Source organism: Kribbella alba (genome assembly GCF_039529635.1).
Lineage (GTDB): Bacteria > Actinomycetota > Actinomycetes > Propionibacteriales > Kribbellaceae > Kribbella > Kribbella alba.
The window spans coordinates 785889-812534 of the sequence record NZ_BAAANE010000007.1; the positions used below are offsets into that span (position 1 = coordinate 785889).

The following is a 26646-nucleotide window of genomic DNA, read 5'->3' on the forward strand; positions in this document are numbered from 1 at the left end:
GCGCGCATGCTGTCAGCCCACAGGTTCGTCGGAACACCTTTCAGCTGCGGACGTCTGGAACTAGCCACCCTGCTTTCCGTCCTCAAGAGCCGGGTCCGCGGTTGGATGCGTAGACGGGTGGTGGGTGTGGATCTAGCCTGAGTGACTGAAGGCCGTGCCTCATGCGTCGGCGGGGGAGCAGGAATTGGACACACTCGCAGCAGGTCGGGAGTGTTTCGTACAGCACGCTTGGGCGGACTGCTACGAGGCACTGACGGCTGTCGACCGCGAGTCGCCGCTAGGTCCGGACGACTTGCAGCTTGTCGGACTCGCGGCCTATCTGATCGGTCGGGAGAGCGAGAGCGTCGACGCCTTGGCGCGTGCGTACCAGTTGCTCGCCGAGGCCGGCGAGGCCGAGCGAGCCGCGCGGTGCGGCTTCTGGCTCGCGTTCGAGTTGTTCAACGCGGGCGAGTTCGCTCGGGGCGGCGGCTGGCTGGCACGGGCCCAGCGGCTACTGGAGGACGCGGGCCGCGACTGTGTGGAACAGGGGTATGTGCTCCTGCCGAGGGCGCATCAGATCCTCGGCACCGGCGACCCCGCGACGGCGTACGCGATGTTCGATCGGGCCGCGAAGCTCGGCGAGCGGTTCCACGAGCCGACTCTGACCGCGCTGGCCACGCTCGGCAAGGGGCAGGCTTCGATGGAACTCGGCCAGACCCGTCGAGCTACTGCCTTGCTCGACGAGGTGATGGTTGCTGTGACGGCCGGTGAGGTGTTCCCGATCGTTGCCGGGATCGCCTACTGCGCGATGATCATCATCTGTCAGGAAACGTTCGACCTCCGTCGGGCCAGGGAGTGGACGACCGCGCTGAGTCTGTGGTGCGAGTCCCAGCCCGACCTTGTTCCCTACCGCGGCCAGTGCCTGGTCCATCGCGCCCAGTTGATGCAGTTGCACGGCGCCTGGCCGGATGCGATGGAGGAGGCGGAGCGGGCGCGCGAACGGCTGTCCGACCCGCCGGGTCAACCGGCGGTCGGAATGGCGCTCTACGTAATGGGCGAGCTGTATCGGCTTCGTGGTGAGTTCGCCGCAGCCGAGAACGCGTACCGGGAGGCGAACCACTGGGGTCACCTGCCCCAGCCGGGGCTCTCGTTGTTGCGGCTGGCGCAGGCTCGTGTCGACGCCGCGACCACCGGGATCAAGCGTGCGATGGAAGAGGCTCCATGGCAGTTGGCCAGGGCGAGACTGCTGCCCGCGTACGTCGAGATCATGCTGGCCGCCGCCGACCTGGCCGCAGCACGTGCTGCGGCGGAGGAACTCGCGGAGACCGCGGCGGACCTGGCCGCGCCTTACCTTCAAACGCTGGCCGCGGACTCACTGGGCGCAGTACTGCTTGCTGAGGGCAACGGTAAGGCCGCGCTGGAGGAGCTGCGCCGTGCGTGGGCCGGTTGGCAGCAGATCGACGCGCCGTACGAGGCCGGCCGGGTGCGGGTGCTGATCGGGCTGGCATGCCGCCGACTCGGCGACGAGGATGGCTGCGAGATGGAGCTGGACGCGGCGCGGTGGGTCTTCCAGGAGCTCGGAGCCATACCGGATCTCGCCCGGGTGGAGGCACTCGCAGGGAAGGTGGTGACCGAGGCCGCGTGCGGGCTCACCGACCGGGAGGTGCAGGTGTTGCGTCTGGTGGCGACCGGTAGGACCAACCGGGCGATCTCCACCGAACTAGTCATCAGTGAGAAGACCGTGGCCAGGCATGTGAGCAACATCTTCACCAAGCTCGAGTTGTCGTCGCGGTCCGAGGCCACCGCCTACGCCTATCAGCACTCCCTGGTCTGAAGAACGCATACTCAGAAATACCCACGTCGGGTGGACAGCGGATGGGTAGTTCGCCCGACGCGGCCGCAGCCGTCGGCTCCTAACGTCGGGAGCAGTTCGAACTGGCGAGGCGGAGGCCATCATGAGCAATCAGTACGACGTGATGCAGCACAGCGCGGATTCAACTGGGGGAGCCGAACGCTTCGACACCGTGGTGGTCGGTGCGGGACAGGCCGGCCTCGCGCTCGGCTACCACCTGGCCAAGCGCGGGCAGTCCTTCGTCATCCTCGACGAGAACGGCCGGGTCGGCGATATCTGGCGACGGCGCTACGACTCGCTGCGGCTTTACACGCCGGCCAAGTACGACGGGCTGCCCGGCAGCCGCTTCCCAGCGAACCGCTACGAGTTCCCCAGCGGGCGGCAGGTCGCGGACTATCTGGAGGGGTACGTCGCGGAGCACCGACTGCCGGTGCGGCCGCGCGTTTTCGTGGACGGGGTGCACAAGACCGCGCAGGGCTTCGTCGTGACCGCAGGAGGTCAGCGGTTCGAGGCAGCTCAGGTTGTCGTGGCGACTGGCGGTCAGCAGTTGCCACGCACCCCTGACTTCGCGGCCGAGCTGGACCCGGGAATCCGGCAGCTCCATTCGTCGGAGTACCGGAATCCGTCGCAGCTGCTGCCCTGCGACGTGCTCGTGGTCGGCGCCAGCCATTCGGGCGCCGATCTTGCCCATGAGATCGCCGGGTCGGGGCATCGGACGGTGTTGTGCGGGCCGTCGCGGGGCGAGATTCCCTTCGACATCGAAGGTCGGCCGGCGCGGCAGATCACGCGGTTGCTGTGGTTCGCGGCCAACCATGTGCTCACCGAGCGGACTCCGATCGGCCGGAAGATGCAGGCCGAGGTGCGTAGCGAGGGCGGCCCGCTGCTCCGGGTGAAATCGGCCGATCTGGCCTCGGCCGGAGTCGAGCGGATCGAGAACCGGATGGCGGGCGTCCAGGACGGCCTGCCGATGCTCGATGACGGCCGCGTGCTCGATGTGGAGAACGTGATCTGGTGCACCGGCTTCCGTCGCGACTTCAGCTGGATCGACGGACCTGTTCTCGGCGAAGACGGCTGGCCGGCGCAGTACCGCGGCGTCTCCGCGACCTGTCCAGGGCTGTACTTCCTGGGCCTGATCTTCCAGTACGCCTTCGCCTCGATGCTGGTCGGCGGCGCCGGCCGGGACGCGGAGTACGTTGCCAAGCACATCGTTGCCCGAACCAAGCGCCTAGCCACGGTCGGGAACTGACTCAGGTGGCCGCTCGGGCAGCAGCATCACCCGGCCGGCGAGGTCGTCTCGCTCGACGCCCGCCTCTCAGAGCGCAGTCGGCGATGGTGGTCGCCGCGGCGGATGAGCGCATGGGGCCGCCTTCTTGGGCGGTTCCGGGCATTGCCATGCGCGCGTGCTCGGATCGTAGGGAGGCCAGTTGACATAGGTCAATATGTCGGAGCCCCGCTCTTGCGCCTGATCGGTCGGGCTGGGACGGTATATCAACTTGTCTGGCCCGGAGGGTGATCATGGCGCTGCTGTACGAGCAGATCAGTACGCATGTGCTCGACGAGATCCGCCGCGGGGCGCTCGGGCCCGGCGACCGAGTGGCGTCGGAGATGGAACTGGCGGCGCAGTTCGAGGTCAGCCGGATCACCTCGAAGCGCGCCCTGGAGGTCCTGCGGGAGGCCGGGCTGATCGAACGCATCCGCGGCAAGGGCTCGTTCGTGGTGAAACACCTGCCGGATCTAGAGGGGATCACTGTGCCCCTCAAGGGGCGGCTCCCACTGCGTCCGTCACGCGGTAACAACCAGCCAGGCGCGATCGCGCTCGTCGTACCGGATGTCTCCGAAGCCTATGGACTGGAGTTGCTCTGCGCGGTGGAGGAACGTTGCGCGGAGCAAGGAGCGAGTCTGATCGTACGGCGGACCCGTGGGCGGCAGAGCGATGAGGAACAGGCCGTGGAGTCGCTGGTCGCGTCCCGCGAGGTGGACGGGTTGATCGTGTTCCCGGTGCACGGCGACTTCTACAACGCGAGCCTGCTGCGGCAGGTGCTCGACGGCTATCCGGTCGTCCTGGTGGACCGGCATCTGTCCGGCATCCCGGTCTCGGCCGTACACACCGACAACGTGGCGGCGTCTCGTGCGCTCACCGAGAGGTTGCTCGACCTGGGCCACCGGCACATCGCGTTCGTCTCGCCCCCGCCGCTGAACACGTCCAGCATCGAGGACCGGCTGGAGGGATTCCGGGCCGCGTTCTCCGAGCGCGAACCCGGCAACTACCAGGCTCATCAGTTGACGGAACTCCGGAGCACGCTGCCGGGGTCGTTCACGCCAGAGAGCGTTCTCTCCGATCTCGAGCTGATCCGGGCCTTCCGCGACAAGGTGCCGGACGTGACCGCGTTCGTGGCCTGTGAGTACAACCTGGCCAGGATGCTGGACCGCGCTCTCGGCCGGCCCCGCGATCAGGTGATCGCCTGTTTCGACTCACCGGGTGACCCGATCGCCGGCCCGCCGTACCTGCATGTTCGGCAGAACCAGCGCGAAATGGGGCGGCAGGCGGTCGACCTGCTCTTCGCGCAACTCCGGGGCGAATCCGTCCCCAAGCTGTCGATCGTGCCGTTCGAACTGGTCGACGCTCACTGAGGCCTCTTGATGAAAGAGGTAAATGGATTACACTTCTTTCATCAAGCAAATAGGCCCCTGAGGAGGCACCCATGTCCACCACCCCGCTGTCGTACGAAGTCTTCGTGTCGGATGGGCCTGTCAGAGCGGGGGACCAGAGGATGCCGAACGGGGATCGGCTGGTGTGGAACCCGCTGTCGACGACGTTGATCTTCGGTGGCGAGGACGCCGTACTGGTCGACCCGCCCTTCACGCGGGAGCAGATCCAGGAGGTCGGCGACTGGGTCGAACAGTCCGGGAAGCGGCTCGCCTTTATCTATGCGACGCACGGACACGGCGACCACTGGTTCGGAACCGGGGAGCTGGTCAAGCGGTTCCCGGGCGCCACCGTCTACGCCACCGAGGGCACGATCGAGGTGATGCGCCAGCAGGCTGGTCGGGGGCGAGAGCAACTGTGGGACAGGATCTTCCCTGACCAGATTCCCGATACTCCGGTGCTGGCCGAGGTCATTCCTGCAGACGGGTTCCTGTTGGAGGGTAACCAGCTCGTGGCCGTCGAGACGGGGCATACCGATACGGATCACACGTCGGTGCTGCACGTTCCGTCGATCGGGCTGGTCGTTGCCGGCGACGTCGTCTACAACGGCGTCCACCAGTACATCCTGGAAGGCGGCGAGGGCGGCCTGCGCGACTGGCTGAGGGGCCTGGATCGGGTTGCTGCACTCGAGCCGCGTGCGGTGGTCGCAGGCCATAAGAACAAGGAACTCGCCGACAGTCCAGCTGCCCTGGATGCGACCCGGCGGTACCTCGAGGACGTGATCCGGTTGCTGGACCGGAAGCCGACGGCCGAGGAGTTCTTCGACGAGATGTTGAAGCTGCACCCGAACCGGCTGAACCCGGGGCCGCTCTGGTACGGCGGCCTCGGCCTGCTGGGTGGGTGAGCCGCACTAGGGAGCTTGAGCCGGGGTTTGTGATGTTGCGGGGACAGGCCCGGACTGCGCAGCGGTCCTCAAGCGGCGACCTTGAACACCAAACAGGGACCACGGACACGAAATAACCTGTTCAAGGCCCCGACGACCTGTCCCAGGTCGCCACTCTTGGTCAGGGCCACATCCCACCCAGCCCTCCGCGGCCCCCTGCCGAAAGGCATCACCACGAACTACGGCCTCGTACTAGCCGTGTGGAAGTCTGTACGACCGCCAAACGACCGGCACAGCGATCGGGCAGTCTGGTGTTCAGCGAGGAGAGGTTTGTATGGCGTGGTCTGCAACGAGCCGGTTCGACATCGAGCCGGCTCCAACCGGTCTGGCACTCGTCCAGGACCTGCTGAACACCGCGGCCGCCGGCCCGGCACCCGACCTCCTCTCCGAGGTAGACAGCGCCGAGGTCTGGCTGAGCGCCGCCCTGGCCGAGTGGTCCTCGGCGACCGGGCGCCCTGTTGCCGAGGTGGTGCTGGACGCTGAGGCTCTGCAGGAACTGCGAGCCTTCCGCGACAACCTCCGCGGGTTGATCACCGGCGCGCAGGAACCCGCACCGGAGACTGTGCCCGACGCTGAACCTGAGTCGCCTTCAACTGCGGCGCGTGACGGCGCCTGCGACCTGCCAGCCGGCGCCGCCGTGCTCGAGCTTGCCAAGGATGGGTCCGTTTACCTGCGACCACAGGAGACCGGTCACGAGATGCTGGTCACGCTGGTTCTGGCGGCTCTGTTCGAGGGCCAGCAGACTGATAAGCGGCGCCGTCTGAAGACTTGCCGCAACCCGCGATGCCAGGTCGCGTTCTATGACCATTCCCGCAACGCCAGCGGTGTCTGGCACTCGGTCCGCACCTGCGGCAACGTCTCCAATCTGCGCGCCCACCGAGCTCGCCGTCGCACTGAGCAAACCTGACCCGGCACACCCGTCCTGGCGGAGGACTCCCGCGGGGCCGGGTGTGGACGGTGGTTATTTTCGGCTGTACTGGGGGAGCTAGGGGGCTGTGCAGCGTCTTGGTTCGTGAACTGGGTGCGAAAGTGGCTGCGAAGTGAGCGAGTAGTGCTGACCGGTAGCGGCCAGGTCACTGGGTCGAGGGATTGGTGCGGCAGGATCGGAGTGGCCGGGCGACGCTCCGGCGGGTGACATCGCGTGGACTCCCGGTCATGGGATAGTGGACCTCTCCTGGGGGTACTCGCCCCCGGACCGTTCCAGCAAATCTCAGAGGGAGCGCCTCGCCGCCCCTCTCTCACAGAATCAGGGGATCGAGGTCGTGACCGACTCGCACAACTCCGGACAGCACAAGGACCGGGAAGCGGCGGCGGCCGAGGTCCGGAGGATGTGGCAGCCGACCCCTTCCTGGACCCAGCCGGATCCGAACGCCACTCCCGCGGCCGACCCAGAGCCGACCGACCAGGCGGATCTGGTGGACAAGGCACCCAGGAGCAGCAAGGCCGTCCCCGAGGACGACCAGGCGGACGAGCTCTCGCAGGACTTCCCGGGTGATTCCTGGTCGCAGCCTGCTCCGCCGCTCGCGTCGGACCCGTGGACCCACCCGGTGTCCGAGCACAACGACCCTGCGCCGACCCCGTCGTCGGGCCCTGAGCTCTCTCCGGCCGCGCAGCACTTCTTCCCGCAGGGCATCCCCGGCCAGCACGCGCCGCAGCCCGAGCGGCAGGTGTCCTACCGCGCCGACGAGCTCCTGCAGGCGCTGCCGCTGCCCCGTGAAGCTCCGGCGGAGAAGGGCGTCCGCAGCGTGCTGCGGCTGCGCCCGGGCTCGTCCGAGCGACTCGAGCGGGTCGCCCGCGCGACCGCGGCGACCGCCTTCCGGCGGCCGGTGACGATCACGGTCGCCAACCCCAAGGGCGGATCGGGCAAGACGCCGACCACGCTCCTGCTGGCAGGTGCGCTCGGCCAGGCTCGCGGCGGCGGTGTCGTCGCCTGGGACAACAACGAGCTGCGCGGCAACATGCACCTGCGCACGCACGACACGAACAGCCGGTCCACCGTGACCGACCTGCTGCAGGCGATGACGATGCTCACCCAGCCGGATGCGCGGCTCGGTGACGTCGGCGCCTACCTGCGGCACCAGGTGTCGGGCCAGTACGACGTGCTGACGTCCGCGACCACGACGTACGCCCAGATCGAGGCCAAGGACTTCGACCAGATCCACCGGCTGCTGAGCCGCTTCTACAAGGTGCTGGTGATCGACACCGGCAACAACGAGGGCTCCAGCAACTGGCGCGAGGCGATGAAGGCATCGGACGTGCTCGTCATCCCGATCAAGTGGAAGAGCCTGTCCTGCGCGGCCGCTGTGCAGATGCTGGAGGAGCTCGACCACCAGGGCCCGGACGCCCAGCGACTGATCCGGCGCGCGGTGATCGCGGTCAGCAACGGCCCCGGCGACGTGAACAAGGAAGTCGAGAAGCAGCTTCGCCCGTACTTCGAGTCGCGGGCCGCCGCCGTCGTCGACATCCCGACCGATCCGCACATCGCTGCCGAGGGTCCGCTGGACCACTCGGCGCTGCAGCCCGCCACCCGGCGTGCCGCTCTGGAACTGGCGGCGAAGGTGGCCGAACAGATCACCATCGCCCTCAACGTTCCTCGGTAACTTCTGAACGTCGCGTAACTGATGGGTGGTGGGCCTGCAAAGGCCCACCGCCCATCAGCGTTTTAGGCGTCTCGGCCGCTTTGGCGGGAGGGCGATCGCCTTCCTCGCCACCACGTTCCGTCGTACAGGCGTCCATTGCAGCGTCGAACGGATGCTGTCAGTCGCGTACTCCGAGGTCACGGACAGCGGCGCGAACGCCGCGATCCAGACCGCTCCGCACAGGCTGCCCACGGTCGACCTCTGCTGGACCGTGATGGTTGCCGTGCTCAGCATTCTCCCGACTTCAGCAGTTCGGGCTCAGCCTCGACCTGAGCTCGAGGGACACGACGCCGCGAAGAAGGAGAAGTTCCGCACCGGATACCGGACCGAGCCCATCGTCAGCGTCACTGCGGCGCGCCCGCCCGGCACATACCGCGCGACCACCCGGTCCACGGCCGGCCCGCTGGCCTGTGGATACGCCGTGCTGGCGCGGAAGCGGAGTCGATACCATCTCCGGTGTGACGGCCCGCTGTGGGCCGGCCTACTTGAGGAGTGAACGTGCCGGAAGTCAAGGTCCATCTGGTCGGCGTCGAGGGCGAGGCTGAGCGGAGTGTGACCGAGACGACGACGATCGGGGAGCTGTTCGCCGAGATCTTCGGCCAGGACCGCTCCGCCATCGCCGCCAAGGTCAACGGCGAACTGCGCGATCTCGCCCGGGTGGTGGCGGACGGCGACGTGATCGAGCCGGTGAAGAGCGACTCCGAGGACGGCCGCGCGATCATCCGGCACTCCACCGCGCACGTGCTCGCCCAGGCCGTGCAAGAGCTTTTCCCGGACGCGAAGCTGGGCATCGGCCCGCCGGTGGAGAACGGGTTCTACTACGACTTCGACGTGGCCACCCCGTTCACCCCGGAGGACCTGGCCAAGCTCGAGAAGAAGATGCAGCAGATCATCAAGGAGCGGCAGCGGTTCAGCCGCCGGGTGGTCTCGGACGACGACGCCCGCGCGGAGCTGGCCGACGAGCCGTACAAGCTGGAGCTGATCGGCATCAAGGGGTCCGCGTCGGCAGAGGCGGCCGAGGGCGCGTCCGTGGAGGTCGGTGCCGGCGAGCTGACGATCTACGACAACGTGCGGCGCGACGACACGGTGGCCTGGAAGGATCTCTGCCGCGGGCCGCACGTGCCCGCCACCGGGTATCTGGGCAACTTCAAGCTGATGCGCGTCGCCGCGGCGTACTGGCGGGGGAGCGAGAAAAACCCGCAGCTGCAGCGGATCTACGGCACCGCCTGGGAGTCCCGGGACGCGCTGAAGGCCTATCTGAACCGCCTCGAGGAAGCCGCCAAGCGCGACCACCGCAAGCTGGGCACCGAGCTCGACCTGTTCAGCTTCCCGGACGAGATCGGCTCCGGGCTCGCCGTCTTCCATCCCAAGGGCGGCGTGCTCCGCAAGGTGATGGAGGACTACTCCCGCCAGCGGCATGTCGAGGACGGCTACGAGTTCGTCTACACGCCGCACATCACCAAGGCGCAGCTGTTCGAGACCTCCGGACACCTCGACTGGTACGCCGACGGCATGTACCCGCCCATGCACCTGGACGAGGAGCGCGGGCCGGACGGCGAGATCCGCAAGCAGGGCCAGGACTACTACCTGAAGCCGATGAACTGCCCGATGCACAACCTGATCTTCGACTCGCGCGGCCGGTCGTACCGGGAGTTGCCGCTGCGCCTGTTCGAGTTCGGCACGGTGTACCGGCTGGAGAAGTCCGGCGTCATCCACGGCATGACCCGGGCCCGCGGTTTCACCCAGGACGACGCGCACATCTACTGCACCCGTGAGCAGATGCGCGACGAGCTGAAGAACCTGCTGACGTTCGTGCTCGGCCTGCTGGCGGACTACGGCCTCGACGACTTCTACCTGGAGCTGTCGACGAAGAACCCGGAGAAGTTCGTCGGCTCGGACGAGGTCTGGGAAGAAGCGACCGAGACCCTGCGGGAGGTCGCCGAGGGCTCGGGCCTGGAGCTGGTCCCGGACCCGGGCGGTGCGGCGTTCTACGGCCCGAAGATCTCGGTGCAGGCACGCGACGCGATCGGCCGGACCTGGCAGATGTCGACGATCCAGCTGGACTTCAACCTGCCGGAGCGGTTCGAGCTCGAGTACACGGCTTCCGACGGCTCGCGGCAGCGGCCGGTGATGATCCACCGCGCCCTGTTCGGCTCGATCGAGCGGTTCGTCGCCGTCCTCACCGAGCACTATGCCGGCGCCTTCCCGCCCTGGCTCGCGCCGGTCCAGGTGATCGGCATCCCGATCACCGACGGCCATGTGGACTACCTGTACGACGTGGCGGCGCAGCTCAAGGCGCAGGGAATCCGGATCGAGGTCGACGCCTCCGACGACCGGATGCAGAAGAAGATCCGCAACGCCCAGAAGGCGAAGGTGCCCTACATGCTGATCGCGGGTGACGAGGACATGGCGGCCGGCTCGGTCTCCTTCCGCTACCGCGACGGTTCCCAGAAGAACGGCATCCCGATCGCCGACGCGATCGCCGAGATCGTCGAAACCGTCAAGAAGCGCGAGCAGGTATGACGGACGACCCGGTCCCGCCCGGCAACCCTCCCGCCGATCAGTCAGGCCGTCATTCCGCTGGCGAGGCAGGCCTTCCGCTCGACCAGCCGGCCGGTTCGGCCGCTGGCGAGGCGGTCGATCTTCCGGCTGAGCAGTCGGGTGGTTCGCCGTATGAGCCGGAGGAGTTCGTCGAGCGGGACGGGGTCGGGGTGCCGGATCCGTTCCTGCGATTGTGGACGCCGCACCGGATGGCCTACATCGCCGGGGAGAACAAGCCCACGAGCACCGAGGCGGGATCCGGTTGCCCGTTCTGCCGGATTCCCGGGCTGCCGGATGCCGACGGGCTGATCGTGCAACGCGCGGACGCGGCGTACGCAGTACTGAATCTGTATCCGTACAACCCCGGGCACCTGATGATCGTTCCGTACAGGCATGTCGCGGACTACACCGAGCTGACCGCGGCCGAGGTTGCCGACGTGGCGAGGTTGACGCAGCAGGCGATGCAGGCGGTGCGAATCGTGTCGGCCGCGCACGGGTTCAACATCGGCATGAACCAGGGGGAGATCGCCGGCGCCGGGATCGCGGCTCACCTGCACCAGCACGTCGTGCCGCGCTGGGGAGGCGACACCAACTTCATGCCGGTCGTCGCCCAGACGAAGGTCCTCCCGCAGCTCCTCAGCGACACCCGGGCGTTGCTGGCGAAGTCCTGGCCGACCGATTAGTCATCTGTAGAAGAGCGGCATCAGCGGGCCGACGAGGGCGAGCAGGGTTTCGAGGCTGACCTCGCGGGCCGGGTTCGTCAGGCCGGTCACGCGGACCACCCGGCGACCTTGGCGGAAGACGAGTTCGCCCTGGTCCGGAAGGTAGTACCCGGGCCTGCCGATCGGCGCGAACAGCGGCGGCGGATTCTGCGCGGCCTCCGGGATCGTGTCGGCGTGGAACGACTCGACGATCGCGACGGTCGCGTCGTAGGTCCCCCAGATGCAGGTCAGCGCGCCGTTCACCCGGTAGTCGCGGCGAAGCTGGACCAGCGCGCCGACGAACCGTTCCGCAGCCTGGTTGGACACCTGACAGGCCGGATCCGACTGCCTCGCGTTGCGCAGGACGTCCGGTACCGCGTCCCGCGCCGCCAGACCGATCGCGATCGCCTTGGCCCGGTCGATGCCAGTGGCCGAACCGCGATCGATCCCGCCTGGCGAGGTGACCCGGACGGCGCGGTCCTCGACTCCGAAGACGAGCCGGGACGCCCCGATCCGCGCCTCCGGGCCGAGCTCGGGCACTCCGATCGTCAGCCCGTTCCCGGTGGCCAGTCGATCGAGGGAGTCGGGTTGCTTCGGGAGAGCGCTGATTCCGATCACCACCGGCCGATCCTCGAGCAGCAAGGTGCACAGGTCGAGCGCGGGGAGTCCGCCGTCGTTCCACGAGTTCGGCTTGGCCGTGACCTTGACGCCGAGCTCGCTGGTCAGGCGGCCAGTGATGGTCGAACACACGTGCGGACCAGGCACCCCGGCGGTCCCGTCAAGCCCTTCGGCCTGCGGAGGAGCGGCCACGGTAGGCGCAGTCACGGGCGCCGGACTCGGTTCCAGCCGGGCCTGGTCCGCCCTCCGAGCCACCGAGCACCCGACTGCGAGCGCGACCACCAGAGCCAAGGGGACAAGCCGGCCAACCCGGCCGGCCGGCCGACGAAGGGCCGGCCTCTGTGCCCGGCGCAACACTGTCGCCGCGGCGGACCGCAGTACGGTCATCGTGGCCTCCTCGGCGGTTGGCGGCCGGGAACACCAGCGGCACGAGGTCGACGGCGGGCCCTCCCGGTGAGGCCATGGTGAGGCACCGGCGAGGCGCGCGGAAGCGTTGCGGGTGCCGCTGTCACCCGATGGTGACCCGCCTGGACTACGATCGCGTCGCCATGATTAGCAGATTCCGGCAGTTCTGGACCAAGGTGATCTCGCCGATCGCCAACCTCCTGCTCAGGCTCGGCGTGAGCGCCGATGCCGTCACGCTGGTCGGCACCATCGGCGTCTCCGCCGGTGCGCTGATCTTCTTCCCGCGCGGCCACTTGTGGCTGGGCGTGGTCGTGATCACCTGCTTCGTCTTCTCCGACCTGATCGACGGCTACATGGCCCGCACCTCGGGCACGTCGTCGAAGTGGGGTTCGTTCCTGGACTCCACCCTGGACCGGCTGGGCGACGGCGCGGTCTTCGGCGGCCTCGTCCTGTACTACGCGGGCAGCGCGGGCCACTCCCGTTGGATGGCGGCGGTGACCTTGTGGGCGCTGGTGATGGGCGCGACCACCTCGTACGCCCGGGCCAAGGCGGAGAGCCTCGGTCTGCAGGCGAGCGGTGGTCTGGCCGAGCGGTCGGACCGGCTGGTGTCCGTGCTGGTGATCGCGTTCTTCTCCGACGTGCTGAACCTGCCGATCCTGCTGAAGATCGTCCTCTGGGCCATCGCGATCGCCAGCACGATCACCGTGGTCCAGCGTGCCGTGTCCGTCCGCAAGCAGGTTTTGGCCGACCCCACCAACGCCCGCCTCGGGACGCCGACCGCGCCGAACCCGGCGGCTGCCGACCCGTCGACTGCGAACCCGACGGCGCCGAACCCGTCGGCGCCGAACCCGACGGCGCCGAACCCGACCTCGGACGGCTCGGTCGCGAGGTCGGCCGAGCACAAAACGCCGGGGCCGGACACGCCGCCGACGACGTCCTGAGCCGTGGACGGGTTGCGCCAGCGAGCCGTCGACCTGGCGTTCGCGCTTGCCTGGGCCCTGGTCCGGCGGCTGCCGGAGTCTGTGGTCAGCTGGCTGTTCCACCGCATCGCCGACATCGCCGTACGGCGGAACGGGCGCGGCGTGCGGCGCCTCCGGAGCAACCTGCAAGTGGTGCGCCCGAGCGCGACCGAGGCTGAGCTCGATGCCCTCACCAGCGCCGGGATGCGGTCATACCTGCGCTACTGGCAGGAGGCATTCCGCCTGCCCGAGTGGGACGACGGGCGCATCGTCGGGCGGGTCCGTACGGTCAACGAGAAGCTGCTCCGAGACGCGCACGAGGCTGGGCGCGGGGTGATCTGCGCGCTGCCGCATCTGGCCAACTACGACCACGCGGGCGCCTGGGCCGGCCAAACGGGGATGCCTGTGTCGACCGTGGCTGAGCGGCTCCGGCCGGAATCGTTGTTCGACCGGTTCGTCGCATATCGCAAGAAGCTCGGTATGGAGGTGTTGCCGCTGACCGGGAGCGGCGAGCAGGTGTTCGGGGTGCTCGCCGACCGGCTCCGCGCGGGTGGTTTCGTTTGCCTGGTGGCGGATCGGGACCTGTCGGAACGAGGCGTGCCGGTGAAGTTCTTCGGCAGGCAATCGCGAATGCCCGCCGGCCCCGCCGCGCTGAGCGTCCGGACCGGGGCGCCGCTGATCCCAGCGACGCTGCACTACGACGGTCCAGACCTGGTGATCACCTTCCACGACGCGATCGAGCCTGCCGGGGGAGCGGCCGCGATGACCCAGCGGTGCGCGGACGCCTTCGCCGAGGGCATCGCGGCGCATCCGGAGGACTGGCACATGCTGCAACGGATCTTCGTGGACTGATGAGGATCGGCGTGGTCTGCCCCTACTCACTCGGTACGCCGGGCGGAGTGCAGAACCACGTTCGCGATCTCGCCGAAGCCCTGCTGGCTCGCGGTCACCAGGTCTCGGTCCTCGCCCCGGTCGACGACAGCGTGACTGCTGCCGGTACCCACGATCAGGGGGAACACGGCCGTGCAACGGTGCCGCCCTACGTCGCGAGCGCCGGGCACGCTGTGGGCGTTCCCTACAACGGGTCGGTCGCCCGGGTCACCTTCGGTCCACGGACGGCTGCGCGGGTCAGGACCTGGCTGGCCGAGGGCGACTTCGATGTCGTGCACGTCCACGAACCGACCTCGCCGAGTACCTCCATCATCGCCTTGTGGTCGGGCGACGGGCCGTTCGTCGCGACGTTCCATACCTGGCAGGTCAGGTCCCGCGCGATGAGTGCCGCGGCCGGCTTGCTCCGGCCGGCGCTGGAGAAGATCGACGCGCGGATCGCGGTGTCGGAGAACGCCCGCTCGATGATGGTCCAGCACATCGGCGGCGAGGCCGTGGTGATCCCGAACGGTCTTTACACGGCGCACTTCAACGGCCAGGCCCGGCCCGAGTGGCAAGGTGCGGACGGCACGATCAGCTTCCTCGGGCGGATGGACGAACCGCGCAAGGGCCTCGGCGTTCTGCTCGCGGCTGTTCCTCGGTTGGTGTCCGAACGTCGAGGGCTTCGAGTCCTGGTGGCCGGCGCGGGACAGGCGGAGGAGGCGCGAAGGTCGCTGCCCCCGTTCTGTCGCGACAACGTCGTCTTCCTCGGGGCGATCGACGATGTGGCGCGGGCGGACATGCTTGCCGGGTCTGACGTGTACGTCGCGCCTCACCTGGGCGGGGAGAGCTTCGGGATCGTGCTGCTGGAGGCGATGGCCGCGGGCGCGCCCGTGCTCGCGAGCGACCTGGCCGCCTTCCGGCAGGTGCTCGACGGAGGTCTCCTGGGGGAGTTGTTCGAGCCCGGCAACGCCGACGCACTGGCTACGCGCGCCCTGCGGCTGCTCGGCTCAGCTGATGAACGGACGAAACTCCGCGGGGCCGGGCAGAACGCAGTACAGAGGTATGACTGGGATGTCCTGACCGGCGAGATCCTGTCCGTCTACGAACTGGTCGCGCGACGCTAGTGCTGAGAGCGGAAGGCGTCGAGGAGTTGTTGAGGAGTTGCAGCGCCGCAGTACTGACCGGCCGGGGCGGCGTACTGTGCGCCGGGGCCAGGCCAGGGGTCAGCGGAGTTCCTGGGCGGTGGCGGCGATGCTGTCCATGTCTCCCGAGCTCGGCTGCCACGGGAGTTTCAGTGGGTCGTCCAGGTAGCGGGGGATGACGTGGAGGTGGGTGTGGAACACGCTCTGCCACGCGGCCGCACCGATGCAGCTGAGCAGGTTCGCGCCGTCGGCGTCAAGACGGTCGATCACCCGGCTGACCATCGACTGGGCCAGCAGGGTGGCCGCGATCAGATCCTCGGGAGCGCTCTCCCGCAGGTCCGTCGCGTGTTCCCGGGGAATCACCAGCAGGTGCCCGCGGGTGGCGGGGTTGATGTCCATGAAGGCGATCGCGCGGTCGTTCGAGGCGACCTGCTCCGACGGAATGGTGCCCGCGACGATGCCGCAGAAAAGACAGTTCTCGCTCATCGCGCCAGCCTAAGGCTCCACCTGCTCGCGCTTGTGGAACCCCTGTGCGTTTGGTGGTGCAGGGGACAACTGGCACGAGGCTGGCCTAAACTGCGCGGGCCTGGATGAACCTAGGGAGCCCCATGCCGGACGAACTGCTGCGCCCGACCATCGGCGCCGGCGTCGACCTTTCCGTCCGCCCGTGGCGGCTGATGTCCCAGACCTACGTCGCGTTCTTCGGCGGTGTGATCTCTGTGACGGTGATCGCGTTCCTGAACGCTCGCCGCCTCGGCGTGGCCCCCGACAAGCGCAGGCTCATCCTTCTCGTCGGCGGCATCGGCCTGCTGCTGGCAGCAGTGGTGATCTCCCTGCTGACGACGGACAGCACCACCTCGGCTGGCATCCGAGTGGCAATCCGCGTCGTGGCCGTGGCCACCTGCCTCGTGCAGCTGCGGATCCAGCGACCGATGGACCGGGCGTTCCAGCTCCGTGCCGGCGAGTACGGCTCGCTGTGGGGACCAGGGATCGCTGCCGTCATCGGTGGCGGTCTGATCGAGGCGATTCTGCTGGCGGTTGTGGCGATCGCACTATGAGCGAACCAGCCGAGGCTAGATTGCAGCTGGCCGGTCATTGGCTGCAGATCGGTCACCCTGAACGCACCCTCGACGAGCTGCAGGGCCTCTGGGGTGACGCCGCGCTCGACTACCGGGCGTACTTGTTCCGTGGTGCCGCGCTGCACCAGCTTGATCGCAATGCGGAAGCGATCGACGTACTGCGGGACGGCCTGTCCCACCACGGCCCCTTCCTCCCGCTGCTGCAGATTCTCGGTTCGGCGCTTCGAGCGGAGGGACGTCTACCCGAGGCCGAAGCGGTGTTCCTCCAAGGCCTGAGCCTCGACCCCAACGAACCTGACCTGCTGCTCGGGTACGCGATGGTCTGCCTGGCCGCGGGGCAGGCCGAGAAGGCCGGGGCATTGGTCGAACGCGCCGCCTCGCACGCCCCCGAGAGCGCGGCGGTCTCGGCCGCCAGAGCGCAGGTGGCCTTTGCCCTCGGCAAGGACAAGGACATGCATCGGCACACCCAGGAAGCGCTCTCTGTGGATCCCGAGGATCCCTCTGCGCGAGCCCTGCACGGCGCGTCGTCCATGCTCACCGGCGACTCGCGATCGGGATACCGCTCTCTCGCGTCCGCGGCAGCGGCCCACCCGGATGATCCTGATCTCCGCGAGGCAGCCCGTGCGGCCAAGCTGGCGAACCATCCGCTGATGCGTCCGCTACGGCCGTTCCAGCGGTTCAATCCGTTGGTGGTCTGGGTGGGCGCGGTCGCCGTGATCTATGGTCTGCGTCTCGCGGGACTCGGCGTTCTCTCGGCCCTGGTGGCGGTCGGGTGGTTCGCGTTCTGCGTCTACTCGTGGGTCGCGCCGCCGCTGGTACGACGCTGGATCAACCGAAGGTGGGGTTCATGACCGACGACCGGATCTCCGCACTGCGCAAGGCGGTCGAGGCGAACCCGGACGACGTCCTGCTCCGACTGGTCCTCGCCGAATCACTCGTCGCCGCGGGCGAGACGGAGCCCGCGCTCGACCAGTACGTCGTACTGCTCGATCAGCAAGGCCTTCCCGATGACCAGCTGGTGGTCGTCGGCGAACTGGCGGCGGCGAACGGCCGGCTCGCGCTGCTGAGGAGCTGCCTCGAAGCGGCACGGCAGGCCGGCATCGTCGAGGGAACTGGTCGGCTCCAGCAGTTGGTGGACGAGATGATCGCCAGTCGGAGTGGTGTGAAGGTGAAGGTCGGCCCGGAGACCGACGAGCTGTTCGTCAGCGACGCGCCCAAGGAGCCGACGACCTTCGACCAGGTCGGCGGGATGGACGAGATCAAGCGGGTGATCCACCGGATGGTGATCCTTCCGCTGAGCCGGCCGGAGCTGTACGAGAAGTACGGCCGCAGGTCCGGCGGGGGCGTCATGCTCTACGGACCGCCCGGTTGCGGCAAGACGCTGCTGGCCCGGGCGACCGCCGGTGAGTGCGGCCTGCCCTTCGTGAACGTCCGCATCGAAGACGTGATGGACCCGTACCTCGGCGTCTCCGAGCGGAACCTGCACGCGGCGTTCGAGAGAGCGCGAGCAAACGCTCCCTGCGTTCTCTTCCTGGACGAGCTGGACGCGCTGGCCTTCGCCCGGCACAAGCACGGCGGCTCCGAATCACGCCGGCTGGTCGACGTACTGCTGCAAGAGCTCGACGCGATCGGCTCGGAGAACGACGGGCTCCTGGTCCTCGCGGCGACCAACGCGCCGTGGGATGTCGACGAGGCGATGCTGCGGCCGGGGAGGTTCGACCGCGTGATCTTCGTGCCGCCGCCGGACGAGCCTGCGCGGGCGGGCATTCTGTCGGTGCTGCTGAAGGATGTCCCTGCAGACGCGATCGATCTGCGGGAGCTCGCGAGGCTGTCGCCGATGTTCAGCGGCGCCGACCTGCGCGCGCTGGTGGAACGCTCGGTCGACCGCGTCATCGACGAGGCCTTGGCGACCGGGGGAGAGCCGCCGCTGTCGATGCGGCACCTGACCGACGCGCTGCCGATGGTGAAGCCGTCCACCCTGGACTGGCTGCACCGCGTCCGGTCCTACATCGAGTTCGCCAACCAGACCGAACGCTACGACGACGTCGCCGCCTACCTCCGCACCCGAGACGTCCGCCGCCGGCTGAGCTGACCCGCGCGCTCTTTTCGCCTGCACGTACTCCGGGGTGCAGGTGTCAGCTGACTGTCTGTTTCACCGGGATCAGACGGACGACTTGACCCGGGCGGCTGCGGAGTCCGGCATCGCTTCGTAGCGAGCGAAGCTTCTGGAGAACGAAGCTGCGCCGTGAGAGAGCGATCTCAGGTCGATCGAGTACCGGGTGATCTCCACCTGCGGCACTTCGGCCTTCACCAGCGTGCGGTTGTCGCCGACGCGCTCGGTGCCGAGGAGTCGTCCCCGGCGGCCCGACAGATCGCTCATCACCGCGCCGACCAGATCGTCCGGCACCAGCACCGAGACAAGGTCCACAGGCTCCAGCAAGCTCACCTTCGTCGCGCTGGCCGCCTCCCGCAACGCCAGTCCGCCGGCCATCTGGAATGCCATGTCCGACGAGTCGACGCTGTGCGCCTTGCCGTCCAGCAGCGTGACCCGGATGTTGACGACCGGATAGCCCGCGCCGACGCCCTTCTCCATCTGCGCGCGAACGCCCTTCTCAACACTCGGGATGAACTGCCGCGGCACCGACCCGCCGACCACCTTGTCGACGAACTCGAACTCCGTGCCATCCGGCAGCGGTTCCACCTCGATGTCGCACACGGCGTACTGACCATGCCCGCCGGACTGCTTCACATGCCGGCCGTGCCCCTTCGCCTTGCCGCCGAAGGTCTCCCGCAGCGGTACACGGAGTTCCACCGTGTCGACCGTCACGCCGTACCGGTTCGCGAGCGCGTCGAGCACCACGTCCGAGTGCGCTTCACCCATGCACCAGAGCACGATCTGATGGGTTTCCGGGTTCTGCTCGATCCGCAGCGTCGGATCCTCCGCGGCCAACCGCTGCAGCCCACCCGACAGCTTGTCTTCATCGGTCTTCGCATGAGCCTGTACTGCGATCGGCAGCAGCGGCTCCGGCATCGTCCATGGTTTGAGCAGCAATGGTTCGGTCTTGTCCGACAACGTGTCGCCGGTCTCTGCGCGGGTCAGTCGCCCGATCGCACAGAGGTCGCCCGCCACCACCGAGGAGGCGGGTCGTTGCTGCCGGCCGATGGGGAACGAGAGGGTGCCGATGCGCTCGTCCTCGTCGTGGTCGGCGTGGGTGTTGCTCTCGCCGAAGAAGGACGCGAAATGGCCCGACACATGAACCGTCGTGTCGGGCCTGATGGTGCCGGAGAACACCCGGACCAGGCTGACCCTGCCGACGTACGGGTCCGACGTCGTCTTCACCACCTCGGCCAGCAGAGGTCCGTCCGGATCGCAGGTCAGCTTCTTGCGGGCGACGCCGTGCGGTGTGAACACCTCGGGCAGCGGGTGCTCGAGCGGCGACGGGAATCCGCTGGTCGCGACTTCCAGGAGTTCCTGGGTGCCGACGCCCGTTCCACTGCAGACCGGGATCGCCGGGAAGAACGATCCGCGAGCAACCGCTCTCTCGAGGTCCTCGATCAGGACCGCCTGGTCGATCTCCTCACCGCCGAGATACCGGTCCATCAGGGACTCGTCCTCGGATTCCTCGATGATCCCCTCGATCAGGGTGCCGCGCTGCTCCTCGATCTGGTCCGCGTACGACGGGTCGAGCGCTTGCGTGGTCCGCTTGCCGTCGGAGTACTCGTACTGCGTCTGCGACAGCAGGCCGACCAGCCCCTCACCCGCAGGCAGGTACAGCGGCAGGACCTTGTCGCCGAACGCGTTCTGGGCAGACGAGAGCGCGTTCTCATAGTTCGCCCGGGCGTGATCGAGCTTCGTGATCACCACAGCCCGCGGCATCCCGACCTGGTCGCACTCCTGCCAGAGCGCCTTGGTGGTTTCGTCGACGGCTTCGTTCGCCGGGATCACGAAAAGAGCGCAATCTGCCGCTCTCAATCCGGCCCGGAGCTCACCCACGAAGTCGGCATAGCCCGGGGTGTCGATCAGGTTCACCTTGATGCCGTCGTGGGGGAGCGGGGCCAGCGCCAGCCCCACTGATCGCTGCTGCCTGATCTCCGCGTCATCGCAGTCGCAGACCGTCGTCCCGTCAACCACGGAACCAGGTCTGGACAACACCCCGGAGGCAACCAGCAGGGCCTCGACGAGGGTGGTCTTGCCGGCGCCGGACGGCCCGACAAGCACCACGTTGCGAATGGCGGCCGGACTGTCCGCAATAGGAGCGGCTCCAGCGCCCGGGGAAGTATTCGTCTTGTCTGCCATGACGTTCCTCCTAGTTAAGCCACCATTCCCCCAACTCCCCGTCCCTGACAAGACCAATCACCTCCAGAACCGTCCGACCTGGTCCGGCCCGCCCCCTCATCGCTTGGGTGGAGCCCGGCCGAGCTGGCACACCCAACCTCCGGCCGCCGGCGCAGAAGCTGGGACCTCGGACAGGCAGTTGGGACCTCGGACAGGCCGCCTGGACCTCGGACAAGAAATGGCCTGTCCGAGGCGCCCACGGCCTGTCCGAACCCCCGACTTCGGCCCTCAGTCCGGGCGCCACCTGAAGTTGGGACCTCGGACAGGCGACCGGGACCTCGGACACGCCGCCTGGACCTCGGACAAGAAATGGCCTGTCCGAGGCGCCCACGGCCTGTCCGAACCCCCGACTTCGGCCCTCAGTCCGGGCGCCACTTGAAGTTGGGACCTCGGACAGGCAACCGGGACCTCGGACAAGAAATGGCCTGTCCGAGGTGCCCACGGCCTGTCCGAACCCCCGACTTCGGCCTGCGGTCCGGGCGCCACTTGGCGACAGCCTGCTCAAGCTCAGCCGTCCCGCAGCCGGAAACCGTGCTGGGCGCCATGCTGATGTGCGGCAGGGGGAGGTTGTGCCTTGCGGTTGGGGTGGTCAGGCGCTGGATCTGGTGGTGAGGGCCGTGAGGACGGCTTGGAGATCTGCGGGGTGGAGGCGCGCGGGGTCGGCCTGGGTCAGTTCGGCGCGAAGGCTGTTGAGCTCGGCGGCCGCTTCGGCAGCGGCTTGGGCGGCTGCTTTCCGGTGGTTCTGACGTTCTTCCTCGAGGCGTGCGGCAAGGGATTCGTAGTCAGTTCGGGCCTGGCGCGTGTCTGCCTCTGCCTGCTGACGGAGGCGGGCGAGTTCTTGCTCGGCTCTGGTCAGCGCCTGGGATGCGGCTTCCTCGGCGGCGAGGCGGTTGGCGTCCGCGTGCGCTCGGGCGGTCTCGGCCTCGCGTGAGCGGTCTCGTTCCAGTGCCAGTTCCGCGCGGAGTGCCTCGGCGTCCGCCCTGACCTGCGCTTCGGCGGAGCGCGCGGCATCGCGCTCTCCTGCGGTTCGTTCGGCGAGTACTGCGACTTCGCGGGTCTCGCGTTCGGCGGCAAGAGCGCGTTCATCTTGCCGGGAAGCAACGGCCTCCGCTGTTCTGCGAGCGGTGGTTGCCTCATCGGCTTCTTGGCGGGCGGCGCCCAGAGCCTCGGTTGCTTGGAGGGCTTGGCGCGCTGCCGCGTTTGCCCGCTCGACCGCCTCGGCCCGTTCCTTGCCGGCCCGCTCAGCCGCCGCCAGGCTCTGCCGAGTGCGATGCTCCGCCGCCTCCCGAGCTTCCTCAGCCGCGACGCGAGCCCGCTCTGCTTCGGCCACTTGAGCGTGCGCAACCTCCACTGCCGCGACTGCCGCTGCCTCAACCTGATCAAGCCGTGTCGTCACCGCGGCAAGCGCGGCCGTCAGGGACTCCACCGGCCCTCTGACGGCATCGAGATGTTCCCGCAACCGCTCCGCATCCAGCCTGAAGGTGTTGCTGCCCGCGTCGAGCCCCAGCGCGCCGAGTGCCTCCCGCTCTGCCCGAGCCATCTGCGAGCAGGTCCGCCCGCCATCCCACCGCGTATCCCGGCAGAAACTCCGAGGCCGCCCGCCCTGAACGCCAGGCGCAGGCAACTCCGCCCGGCACTTGCTATAGCCACATCGCCCGACGTCCTCGCGCACCGTCAACTCCACGTCGCCCCTCCAGAAAGCCCGTTTCGTACGCTCCGGAGCGTAGACGTTCGCGGTTTCAAAACCTGGAAACCGATTCGGCGTTTCGCAAACCAAACCAGTAGCCCACGAAACCAGCGTTTCGTTGGTGCGAGACTGCGGCAGGCGACTTAACGGCTGGCGGCTCGGGCAGGCGTTGGCCGCGCAGGGACTGAGGCTCGAACTGGTGGTCACGCCGGTCGGACGAGTGGGTGGTTGTTCGGTGGTGGTTGGCGTCAGCGCGGCTGCGGGGGTGGTGCTGATAGCGGTGCTGAGCGGCTGGTGCCGATCGCGGTGCTGAGCGGCTGCTGCTGAGCGGGTTGTGCCAAGCGGGTGGTGCCAAGCGGGTGGTGCTGAGTGGCTGGTGCTGAGCAGGTGGTGCTGAGCGAGGCGGTGCTGAGCGAGGTGGTGCTGAGCGAGGCGGCGCGTTCGGCTCAGCGGGGGCGAGTCCCGTCCTTGTGCACAGCCCAGCCGTTTCCGGGCCGTGTAAATGACTGGGCCGCGCACAAGGTCACCACTCAGGGCCGGTTTCCCACCACCCGGCCGAGTGCGCCAGGCCCGATGCCGGGCTGTTTGACCGATAGCGGCTTGCTTGGCGCCAGCCGACGAAATGGCCGCCAGCCGACCGGCTGGCGGGTGGCTCAGAAGGGGTGCTTGGTGGTGGACGCGCGGTGCGCCGGCGGAGAGCGAGTGGTCTGAGAAAGGTGCTCGGTGGGGGTCGGGCGGAGTGAGAAGGCGTGTGGTCGGGCGGCGTCGGAAGGCTGCTCGGTGGGGGTCAGTGTGCCAGGCCCGATGCCGGGCTGTTTGACCGATAGCGGCTTGCTTGGCGCCAGCCGACGAAATGGCCGCCAGCCGACCGGCTGGCGGGTGCCTGAGAAGGGGCGCTTGGTGGTGGACGAGCGGTGCGCCGGCGGAGAGCGAGTGGTCTGAGAAGGGTGCTCGGTGGGGCTCGGGCGGCGTGAGAAGGGTGCTCGATGGGGGTCGGGCGGCGTGAGAAGGCTGCTCGGTGGGGGTCGGGCGGCGTGGGAAAGGCAGGCGGTGGGTGGAGGTGGGCGAGGATCGGGGAGTGGGCGACTTGATGGGTGGCGGTTCCGGCAGCGACAGCGAAGGGCTGCTGGTGGTGCTCGAGGCTGTCCGGACCCAGTTGGCGGCGCCCGAGCGCTCCGAGCAGGAATGGCCTGGTGTCGAGGACGCTGACGTGCTTCAGGCGTTGATCGCGGACTGGCTGAGTCAGTACGCGAATGCAGGAACCCGCCGCACTTACGCCTACGCGCTAGGACTACCCCAGCACTGGGTGGAAACAATGAGCCCGGCCAGCACAAGCGCAGTACCGAAGGCGGCGCCGCCCGCGGCAAGCAGTGGGCCGCTGCATCAGCTGGCGTGGTTTAGGTGGTGTGCAAGCCGCGCGATGGATCCACGTGCGGCAACTGGCCTCGACGTGAAGGCCTGGCTCCACACCCTTGAAGCAGCAGGAGCCGAGAAGCGCACCCGGCAGCGGATGCTCTCGACCCTGTCCGCCTTCTACGGCCATCTCACCGAGGTCGGCGCAGTGGCCGCCAACCCTGCGGCGCTCAACCGAACGCGCCTAGGCCTCAACCGCAGCGCCCGTGATGCTTCGCCGACTATCCGCCTCACGGCCGGGCAACTGCGCGCGCTACTCGACGCAGCAGCCCAGCTACCCAACCGCACCCGCCACCGCGACCTGTACGCCGCTCGCGCGGTCGCTGTAGTCGCCCTGCTGACCCTAGGACTTCGGGTCTCCGAGCTAGTGGGCCTCGACCGCGACAAGCTGATGGTGTCCGGGGGTGAGCCGATGCTGCGTGTCCTGGGCAAAGGTGGCATCCACCGCGAGGTCTACCTGACCGAGCTCGCCGCGACCGCCTTACAGAACTACCTAGCCGAGCGAGACCGCACAGCAGGCACCGCAACCCCTGTACTACGCGGCCGCACGAACGCAGCAGCCGTGTCACCACTGATCGCCACGCGGGACGGTGGACGCTGCTCGCGCTTCGACGTGAATGCCTTGCTCCGGCGAGTCGCAGTACAGGCTGGTCCGGCGCTAGCGGACGTCGCCGATCGCATCCATCCGCACGCGCTCCGGCACGCGTACGTGACGATCGCGCTCGAGCAAGACGCACGGATCCAGCACGTGCAGGCCGATGTGGGACATGCGAGCATCGCGACCACGCAGTACTACGACCGCGGCCGCCGCACCCGGGACACGACTGCCGCGGACCTGGTCGAGGCAGCGATCCGGGCAGCCGGCGACACCAAGCCGAACTGATACGCCCCACGGACCCCGACTGTCGCTACTGTCACGACATGCGTAGGGGACTCTTCGCCGCGGTCACATCGGCCTTCGTGGGCCTGATCCTGGCCGGCTTCGCGGGCGCCACACCAGCCTCGGCCCACACCACCAGCCCGGCCGACCTCGGCGACGTCGTCAACACCATGCAGATCGACTACACCGTCGACAGCGACGGAGTACTGAAGGTCATCGAAAAGATCGACTACCACTTCGGCAGCCCGGGCCGGCACGGCATCTACCGCAACCTGATCACCCGCGAGGTCTACGCCGACGATCGGTCGAAGGATCAGAAGTACGAGATCTCCGACATCAAGGTCTCGAGCCCGACCGGCGCGAGCGCCGAGTTCAGCGAGACGACAAACAAGTCCAACAACGACCGCGATGAGAGCCTGCAGCTCAAGATCGGCTCCGCCGACCAGACCATCAGCTCTACCGAGGCGACCTACATCATCTCGTACGACGTCCGCGGGGCGCTGCGGCACTTCGAGGATCACAGTGAGCTCTATTGGGATGCCACCGGCGACGGCTGGGATGCGGTCCTGCGCAAAGTGTCGGTGAAGGTCGCCGTTCCCGAAGGGGTTCAGCAGGTCGACTGTTTCGCCGGCCCGGTGGGGTCGACCGATACCTGCGAGCAGAAGTCGATCACAGGTGAGTCCGGACTCTTCGGGGCCTCGAACCTGAACCGTGGCGAGCAGTTGACGGTCGTCGCCGGCATCAGGGCCGGCGTGGTCACCAACGACACACCGATCGTGGTCGACCCGCCCGGAGTGCTTCAGCGGGCGGGTGTCAGCGTGCCCGGGCTCATCGGCTCCGGACTCGCCACGCTCGGCGCGATCGTCGCCGCGGTCCTGTACACCAAGAACGGCAACCGCGACCAGCGCTTCGCCGGCCTGCCGCCCGGAACGTTCCCGCCGAGCGGGGTGAACGCCGAACCGGTCAAGGACGACCTGAGCGAGGACCAGATCCCGGTCGCCTTCTCGCCGCCGAAGATCCCGGTCGCCGAGGGCGGCCTGCTGATCGACGCGAAGGCCGACACCACCGAGACCGCGGCGACCCTGATCGACCTCGCCGTTCGAGGCGGACTACGGATCGACAACACCGGTGCCGAGCAGAAGGCGGTTCTGCTGAACCCAGGCGTCGCCACAGCTCCGCACGAGCAGGTGCTGCTGCAGGGTCTGTTCCCCTCGCTGCAGCCGGGTTCGGAGATCACTCTGGAACGCAGGCCGGTGGGGGACACCTCGATGCGGCACGCACACGATGCGATGATCGCGGCCCTGCGCGAGCAGATCAGGCAGCGGCAGTGGTACCTGCGGATGCCCCGCGCCGGCGGCGGCTCCAGCTTCGCAAGTGGCGCCCGCTGCGCCTGCCTCGCCATGGTCGGCATCTGGGTTTTCGGAGCAGGCATCGCCGGTACTGCGATCGGCGCGGCGACGGGTGGCCTGGGCCGGGCCGCCATCATCGTCATCCCGGTCGTCGCGGTACTCGTTGCCGTCGGCATCTGGATCGGGAAGCGCGGCCAGGGCCAGCGGAATCCGGCCGGTCGCGCGGTGACCGATCAGCTGATCGGATTCCGGACCTACCTGGCCACTGCCGAAGCGGACCAGCTCCGGTTCGAAGAGGGCGAGGACATCTTCAGCAGGTACCTGCCCTGGGCGATCGCCTTCGATCTCGCGGATCGGTGGCAGCGGGTCTGCGCCCAACTGGTCGCCGCAGGGCGGATCCCGTCCGATCCCTACTGGTACACGGGACCCTCGTATTACAGCTCGGGCTTCGCGGCCGGCAGCATCAGTCAGACCGTGGCCCACACGTTCGACCCACCCCCGGCGCCTGCCGGAAGCGGTGGCGGAGGCGGTAGCTCCTCCGGCTTCAGCGGCGGCTCATCCGGCGGCGGTGGAGGCGGCGGAGGCGGCGGCTCCTGGTAAAGACCC

At 68.3% G+C, this 26646-nt stretch carries 21 protein-coding genes; 17 read left to right on the top strand and 4 right to left on the bottom strand.

Annotated elements, in window-relative coordinates; translation table 11 throughout:
- Positions 1-184: 184 nt before the first annotated feature.
- The 9 genes from ABD210_RS21610 (at position 185) to ABD210_RS21650 (ending at position 11284) form a co-directional block, all read left to right on the top strand.
- Positions 185-1813, top strand: a complete 1629-nt coding sequence (locus tag ABD210_RS21610; RefSeq protein ID WP_344113693.1) for a LuxR C-terminal-related transcriptional regulator — start codon at positions 185-187, stop codon at positions 1811-1813.
- Positions 1814-1934: 121 nt separating this feature from the next.
- Positions 1935-3077 (top strand): flavin-containing monooxygenase, encoded by a 1143-nt coding sequence (locus ABD210_RS21615; protein ID WP_344113694.1) that lies wholly within the window; start codon positions 1935-1937, stop codon positions 3075-3077.
- Positions 3078-3346: 269 nt separating this feature from the next.
- Positions 3347-4462 (top strand): GntR family transcriptional regulator, encoded by a 1116-nt coding sequence (locus tag ABD210_RS21620; protein ID WP_344113695.1) that lies wholly within the window; start codon positions 3347-3349, stop codon positions 4460-4462.
- Between the two features lie 71 nt (positions 4463-4533).
- Complete coding sequence (locus ABD210_RS21625) at positions 4534-5382, top strand: MBL fold metallo-hydrolase (RefSeq protein ID WP_344113697.1); 849 nt, start codon at positions 4534-4536, stop codon at positions 5380-5382.
- A gap of 313 nt (positions 5383-5695) precedes the next feature.
- Entirely contained in the window at positions 5696-6328 is a 633-nt protein-coding gene (locus tag ABD210_RS21630; RefSeq protein WP_344113698.1) for a CGNR zinc finger domain-containing protein, read from the top strand.
- Positions 6329-6683: 355 nt separating this feature from the next.
- On the top strand, positions 6684-8021 hold the full coding sequence (locus ABD210_RS21635) for a MinD/ParA family ATP-binding protein (RefSeq protein ID WP_344113700.1): 1338 nt from the start codon (positions 6684-6686) through the stop codon (positions 8019-8021).
- Positions 8022-8172: 151 nt separating this feature from the next.
- Positions 8173-8556, top strand: a complete 384-nt coding sequence (locus tag ABD210_RS21640) for a hypothetical protein (protein ID WP_344113701.1) — start codon at positions 8173-8175, stop codon at positions 8554-8556.
- Between the two features lie 2 nt (positions 8557-8558).
- Positions 8559-10583 carry a threonine--tRNA ligase gene (gene thrS / locus ABD210_RS21645; protein WP_344113702.1) on the top strand — a complete coding sequence of 675 codons (2025 nt, stop codon included), beginning with the start codon at positions 8559-8561 and terminating at the stop codon, positions 10581-10583.
- Positions 10580-11284 carry an HIT family protein gene (locus ABD210_RS21650; RefSeq protein ID WP_425552699.1) on the top strand — a complete coding sequence of 235 codons (705 nt, stop codon included), beginning with the start codon at positions 10580-10582 and terminating at the stop codon, positions 11282-11284. The genes thrS and ABD210_RS21650 overlap by 4 nt, the downstream gene beginning before the upstream one ends.
- On the opposite strand, the gene ABD210_RS21655 is transcribed toward ABD210_RS21650, so the two are convergent.
- Positions 11285-12307: a hypothetical protein gene (locus ABD210_RS21655; protein ID WP_344113704.1), complete on the bottom strand. Its 1023-nt coding sequence runs from the start codon at positions 12305-12307 to the stop codon at positions 11285-11287.
- A 161-nt stretch (positions 12308-12468) separates the two neighbouring features.
- On the opposite strand from ABD210_RS21655, the gene pgsA reads away from it, so the two are divergent.
- The 3 genes from pgsA to ABD210_RS21670 are packed head-to-tail and all read left to right on the top strand — an operon-like array spanning position 12469 to position 15278.
- Positions 12469-13266: a phosphatidylinositol phosphate synthase gene (pgsA, locus tag ABD210_RS21660; protein ID WP_344113705.1), complete on the top strand. Its 798-nt coding sequence runs from the start codon at positions 12469-12471 to the stop codon at positions 13264-13266.
- Between the two features lie 3 nt (positions 13267-13269).
- Positions 13270-14136 (top strand): phosphatidylinositol mannoside acyltransferase, encoded by an 867-nt coding sequence (locus ABD210_RS21665; protein ID WP_344113706.1) that lies wholly within the window; start codon positions 13270-13272, stop codon positions 14134-14136.
- On the top strand, positions 14136-15278 hold the full coding sequence (locus tag ABD210_RS21670) for a glycosyltransferase family 4 protein (protein WP_344113708.1): 1143 nt from the start codon (positions 14136-14138) through the stop codon (positions 15276-15278). Before ABD210_RS21665 ends, ABD210_RS21670 begins: the two co-directional genes overlap by 1 nt.
- 99 nt (positions 15279-15377) lie before the next feature.
- Here the strand turns inward: ABD210_RS21670 and ABD210_RS21675 are convergent, their stop codons facing one another.
- A complete protein-coding gene (locus ABD210_RS21675) occupies positions 15378-15782 on the bottom strand; it encodes an HIT family protein (RefSeq protein ID WP_344113710.1) in 405 nt (134 codons plus the stop codon).
- 122 nt (positions 15783-15904) lie between these two features.
- Here ABD210_RS21675 and ABD210_RS21680 point away from each other — a divergent pair, with 122 nt between their 5' ends.
- The 3 genes from ABD210_RS21680 to ABD210_RS21690 are packed head-to-tail and all read left to right on the top strand — an operon-like array spanning position 15905 to position 18467.
- A complete protein-coding gene (locus ABD210_RS21680) occupies positions 15905-16354 on the top strand; it encodes a hypothetical protein (RefSeq protein ID WP_344113712.1) in 450 nt (149 codons plus the stop codon).
- Positions 16351-17226 carry a tetratricopeptide repeat protein gene (locus ABD210_RS21685; protein WP_344113713.1) on the top strand — a complete coding sequence of 292 codons (876 nt, stop codon included), beginning with the start codon at positions 16351-16353 and terminating at the stop codon, positions 17224-17226. The genes ABD210_RS21680 and ABD210_RS21685 overlap by 4 nt, the downstream gene beginning before the upstream one ends.
- Positions 17223-18467 carry a tetratricopeptide repeat protein gene (locus tag ABD210_RS21690; RefSeq protein ID WP_344113715.1) on the top strand — a complete coding sequence of 415 codons (1245 nt, stop codon included), beginning with the start codon at positions 17223-17225 and terminating at the stop codon, positions 18465-18467. Before ABD210_RS21685 ends, ABD210_RS21690 begins: the two co-directional genes overlap by 4 nt.
- A 69-nt stretch (positions 18468-18536) precedes the next feature.
- On the opposite strand, the gene ABD210_RS21695 is transcribed toward ABD210_RS21690, so the two are convergent.
- Together ABD210_RS21695 and ABD210_RS21700 are read right to left on the bottom strand one after the other, a co-directional pair.
- The gene (locus ABD210_RS21695) at positions 18537-20672 is read right to left on the bottom strand and encodes an elongation factor G-like protein EF-G2 (RefSeq protein ID WP_344113716.1); all 2136 of its coding nucleotides are present in this window, start codon (positions 20670-20672) and stop codon (positions 18537-18539) included.
- Positions 20673-21300: 628 nt separating this feature from the next.
- The gene (locus ABD210_RS21700) at positions 21301-22251 is read right to left on the bottom strand and encodes a coiled-coil domain-containing protein (protein ID WP_344113717.1); all 951 of its coding nucleotides are present in this window, start codon (positions 22249-22251) and stop codon (positions 21301-21303) included.
- A 1225-nt stretch (positions 22252-23476) separates the two neighbouring features.
- Here ABD210_RS21700 and ABD210_RS21705 point away from each other — a divergent pair.
- Entirely contained in the window at positions 23477-24694 is a 1218-nt protein-coding gene (locus ABD210_RS21705; protein WP_344113718.1) for a tyrosine-type recombinase/integrase, read from the top strand.
- 38 nt (positions 24695-24732) lie between these two features.
- Entirely contained in the window at positions 24733-26640 is a 1908-nt protein-coding gene (locus tag ABD210_RS21710) for a DUF2207 domain-containing protein (protein WP_344113719.1), read from the top strand.
- Positions 26641-26646: the final 6 nt, after the last annotated feature.

Excerpts from the sequence above, each read along its gene's own strand:
- ABD210_RS21615 (WP_344113694.1), top strand. The coding sequence starts at position 1,935 with ATGAGCAATCAGTACGACGTGATGCAGCACAGCGCGGATTCAACTGGG.
- ABD210_RS21620 (WP_344113695.1), top strand. The coding sequence starts at position 3,347 with ATGGCGCTGCTGTACGAGCAGATCAGTACGCATGTGCTCGACGAGATC.
- ABD210_RS21625 (WP_344113697.1), top strand. The coding sequence starts at position 4,534 with ATGTCCACCACCCCGCTGTCGTACGAAGTCTTCGTGTCGGATGGGCCT.
- ABD210_RS21630 (WP_344113698.1), top strand. The coding sequence starts at position 5,696 with ATGGCGTGGTCTGCAACGAGCCGGTTCGACATCGAGCCGGCTCCAACC.
- ABD210_RS21640 (WP_344113701.1), top strand. The coding sequence starts at position 8,173 with ATGCTGTCAGTCGCGTACTCCGAGGTCACGGACAGCGGCGCGAACGCC.
- ABD210_RS21650 (WP_425552699.1), top strand. The coding sequence starts at position 10,580 with ATGACGGACGACCCGGTCCCGCCCGGCAACCCTCCCGCCGATCAGTCA.
- ABD210_RS21655 (WP_344113704.1), bottom strand. The coding sequence starts at position 12,307 with ATGACCGTACTGCGGTCCGCCGCGGCGACAGTGTTGCGCCGGGCACAG.
- pgsA (WP_344113705.1), top strand. The coding sequence starts at position 12,469 with ATGATTAGCAGATTCCGGCAGTTCTGGACCAAGGTGATCTCGCCGATC.
- ABD210_RS21670 (WP_344113708.1), top strand. The coding sequence starts at position 14,136 with ATGAGGATCGGCGTGGTCTGCCCCTACTCACTCGGTACGCCGGGCGGA.
- ABD210_RS21675 (WP_344113710.1), bottom strand. The coding sequence starts at position 15,782 with ATGAGCGAGAACTGTCTTTTCTGCGGCATCGTCGCGGGCACCATTCCG.
- ABD210_RS21680 (WP_344113712.1), top strand. The coding sequence starts at position 15,905 with ATGCCGGACGAACTGCTGCGCCCGACCATCGGCGCCGGCGTCGACCTT.
- ABD210_RS21685 (WP_344113713.1), top strand. The coding sequence starts at position 16,351 with ATGAGCGAACCAGCCGAGGCTAGATTGCAGCTGGCCGGTCATTGGCTG.
- ABD210_RS21690 (WP_344113715.1), top strand. The coding sequence starts at position 17,223 with ATGACCGACGACCGGATCTCCGCACTGCGCAAGGCGGTCGAGGCGAAC.
- ABD210_RS21695 (WP_344113716.1), bottom strand. The coding sequence starts at position 20,672 with ATGGCAGACAAGACGAATACTTCCCCGGGCGCTGGAGCCGCTCCTATT.
- ABD210_RS21700 (WP_344113717.1), bottom strand. The coding sequence starts at position 22,251 with ATGGCTCGGGCAGAGCGGGAGGCACTCGGCGCGCTGGGGCTCGACGCG.
- ABD210_RS21710 (WP_344113719.1), top strand. The coding sequence starts at position 24,733 with ATGCGTAGGGGACTCTTCGCCGCGGTCACATCGGCCTTCGTGGGCCTG.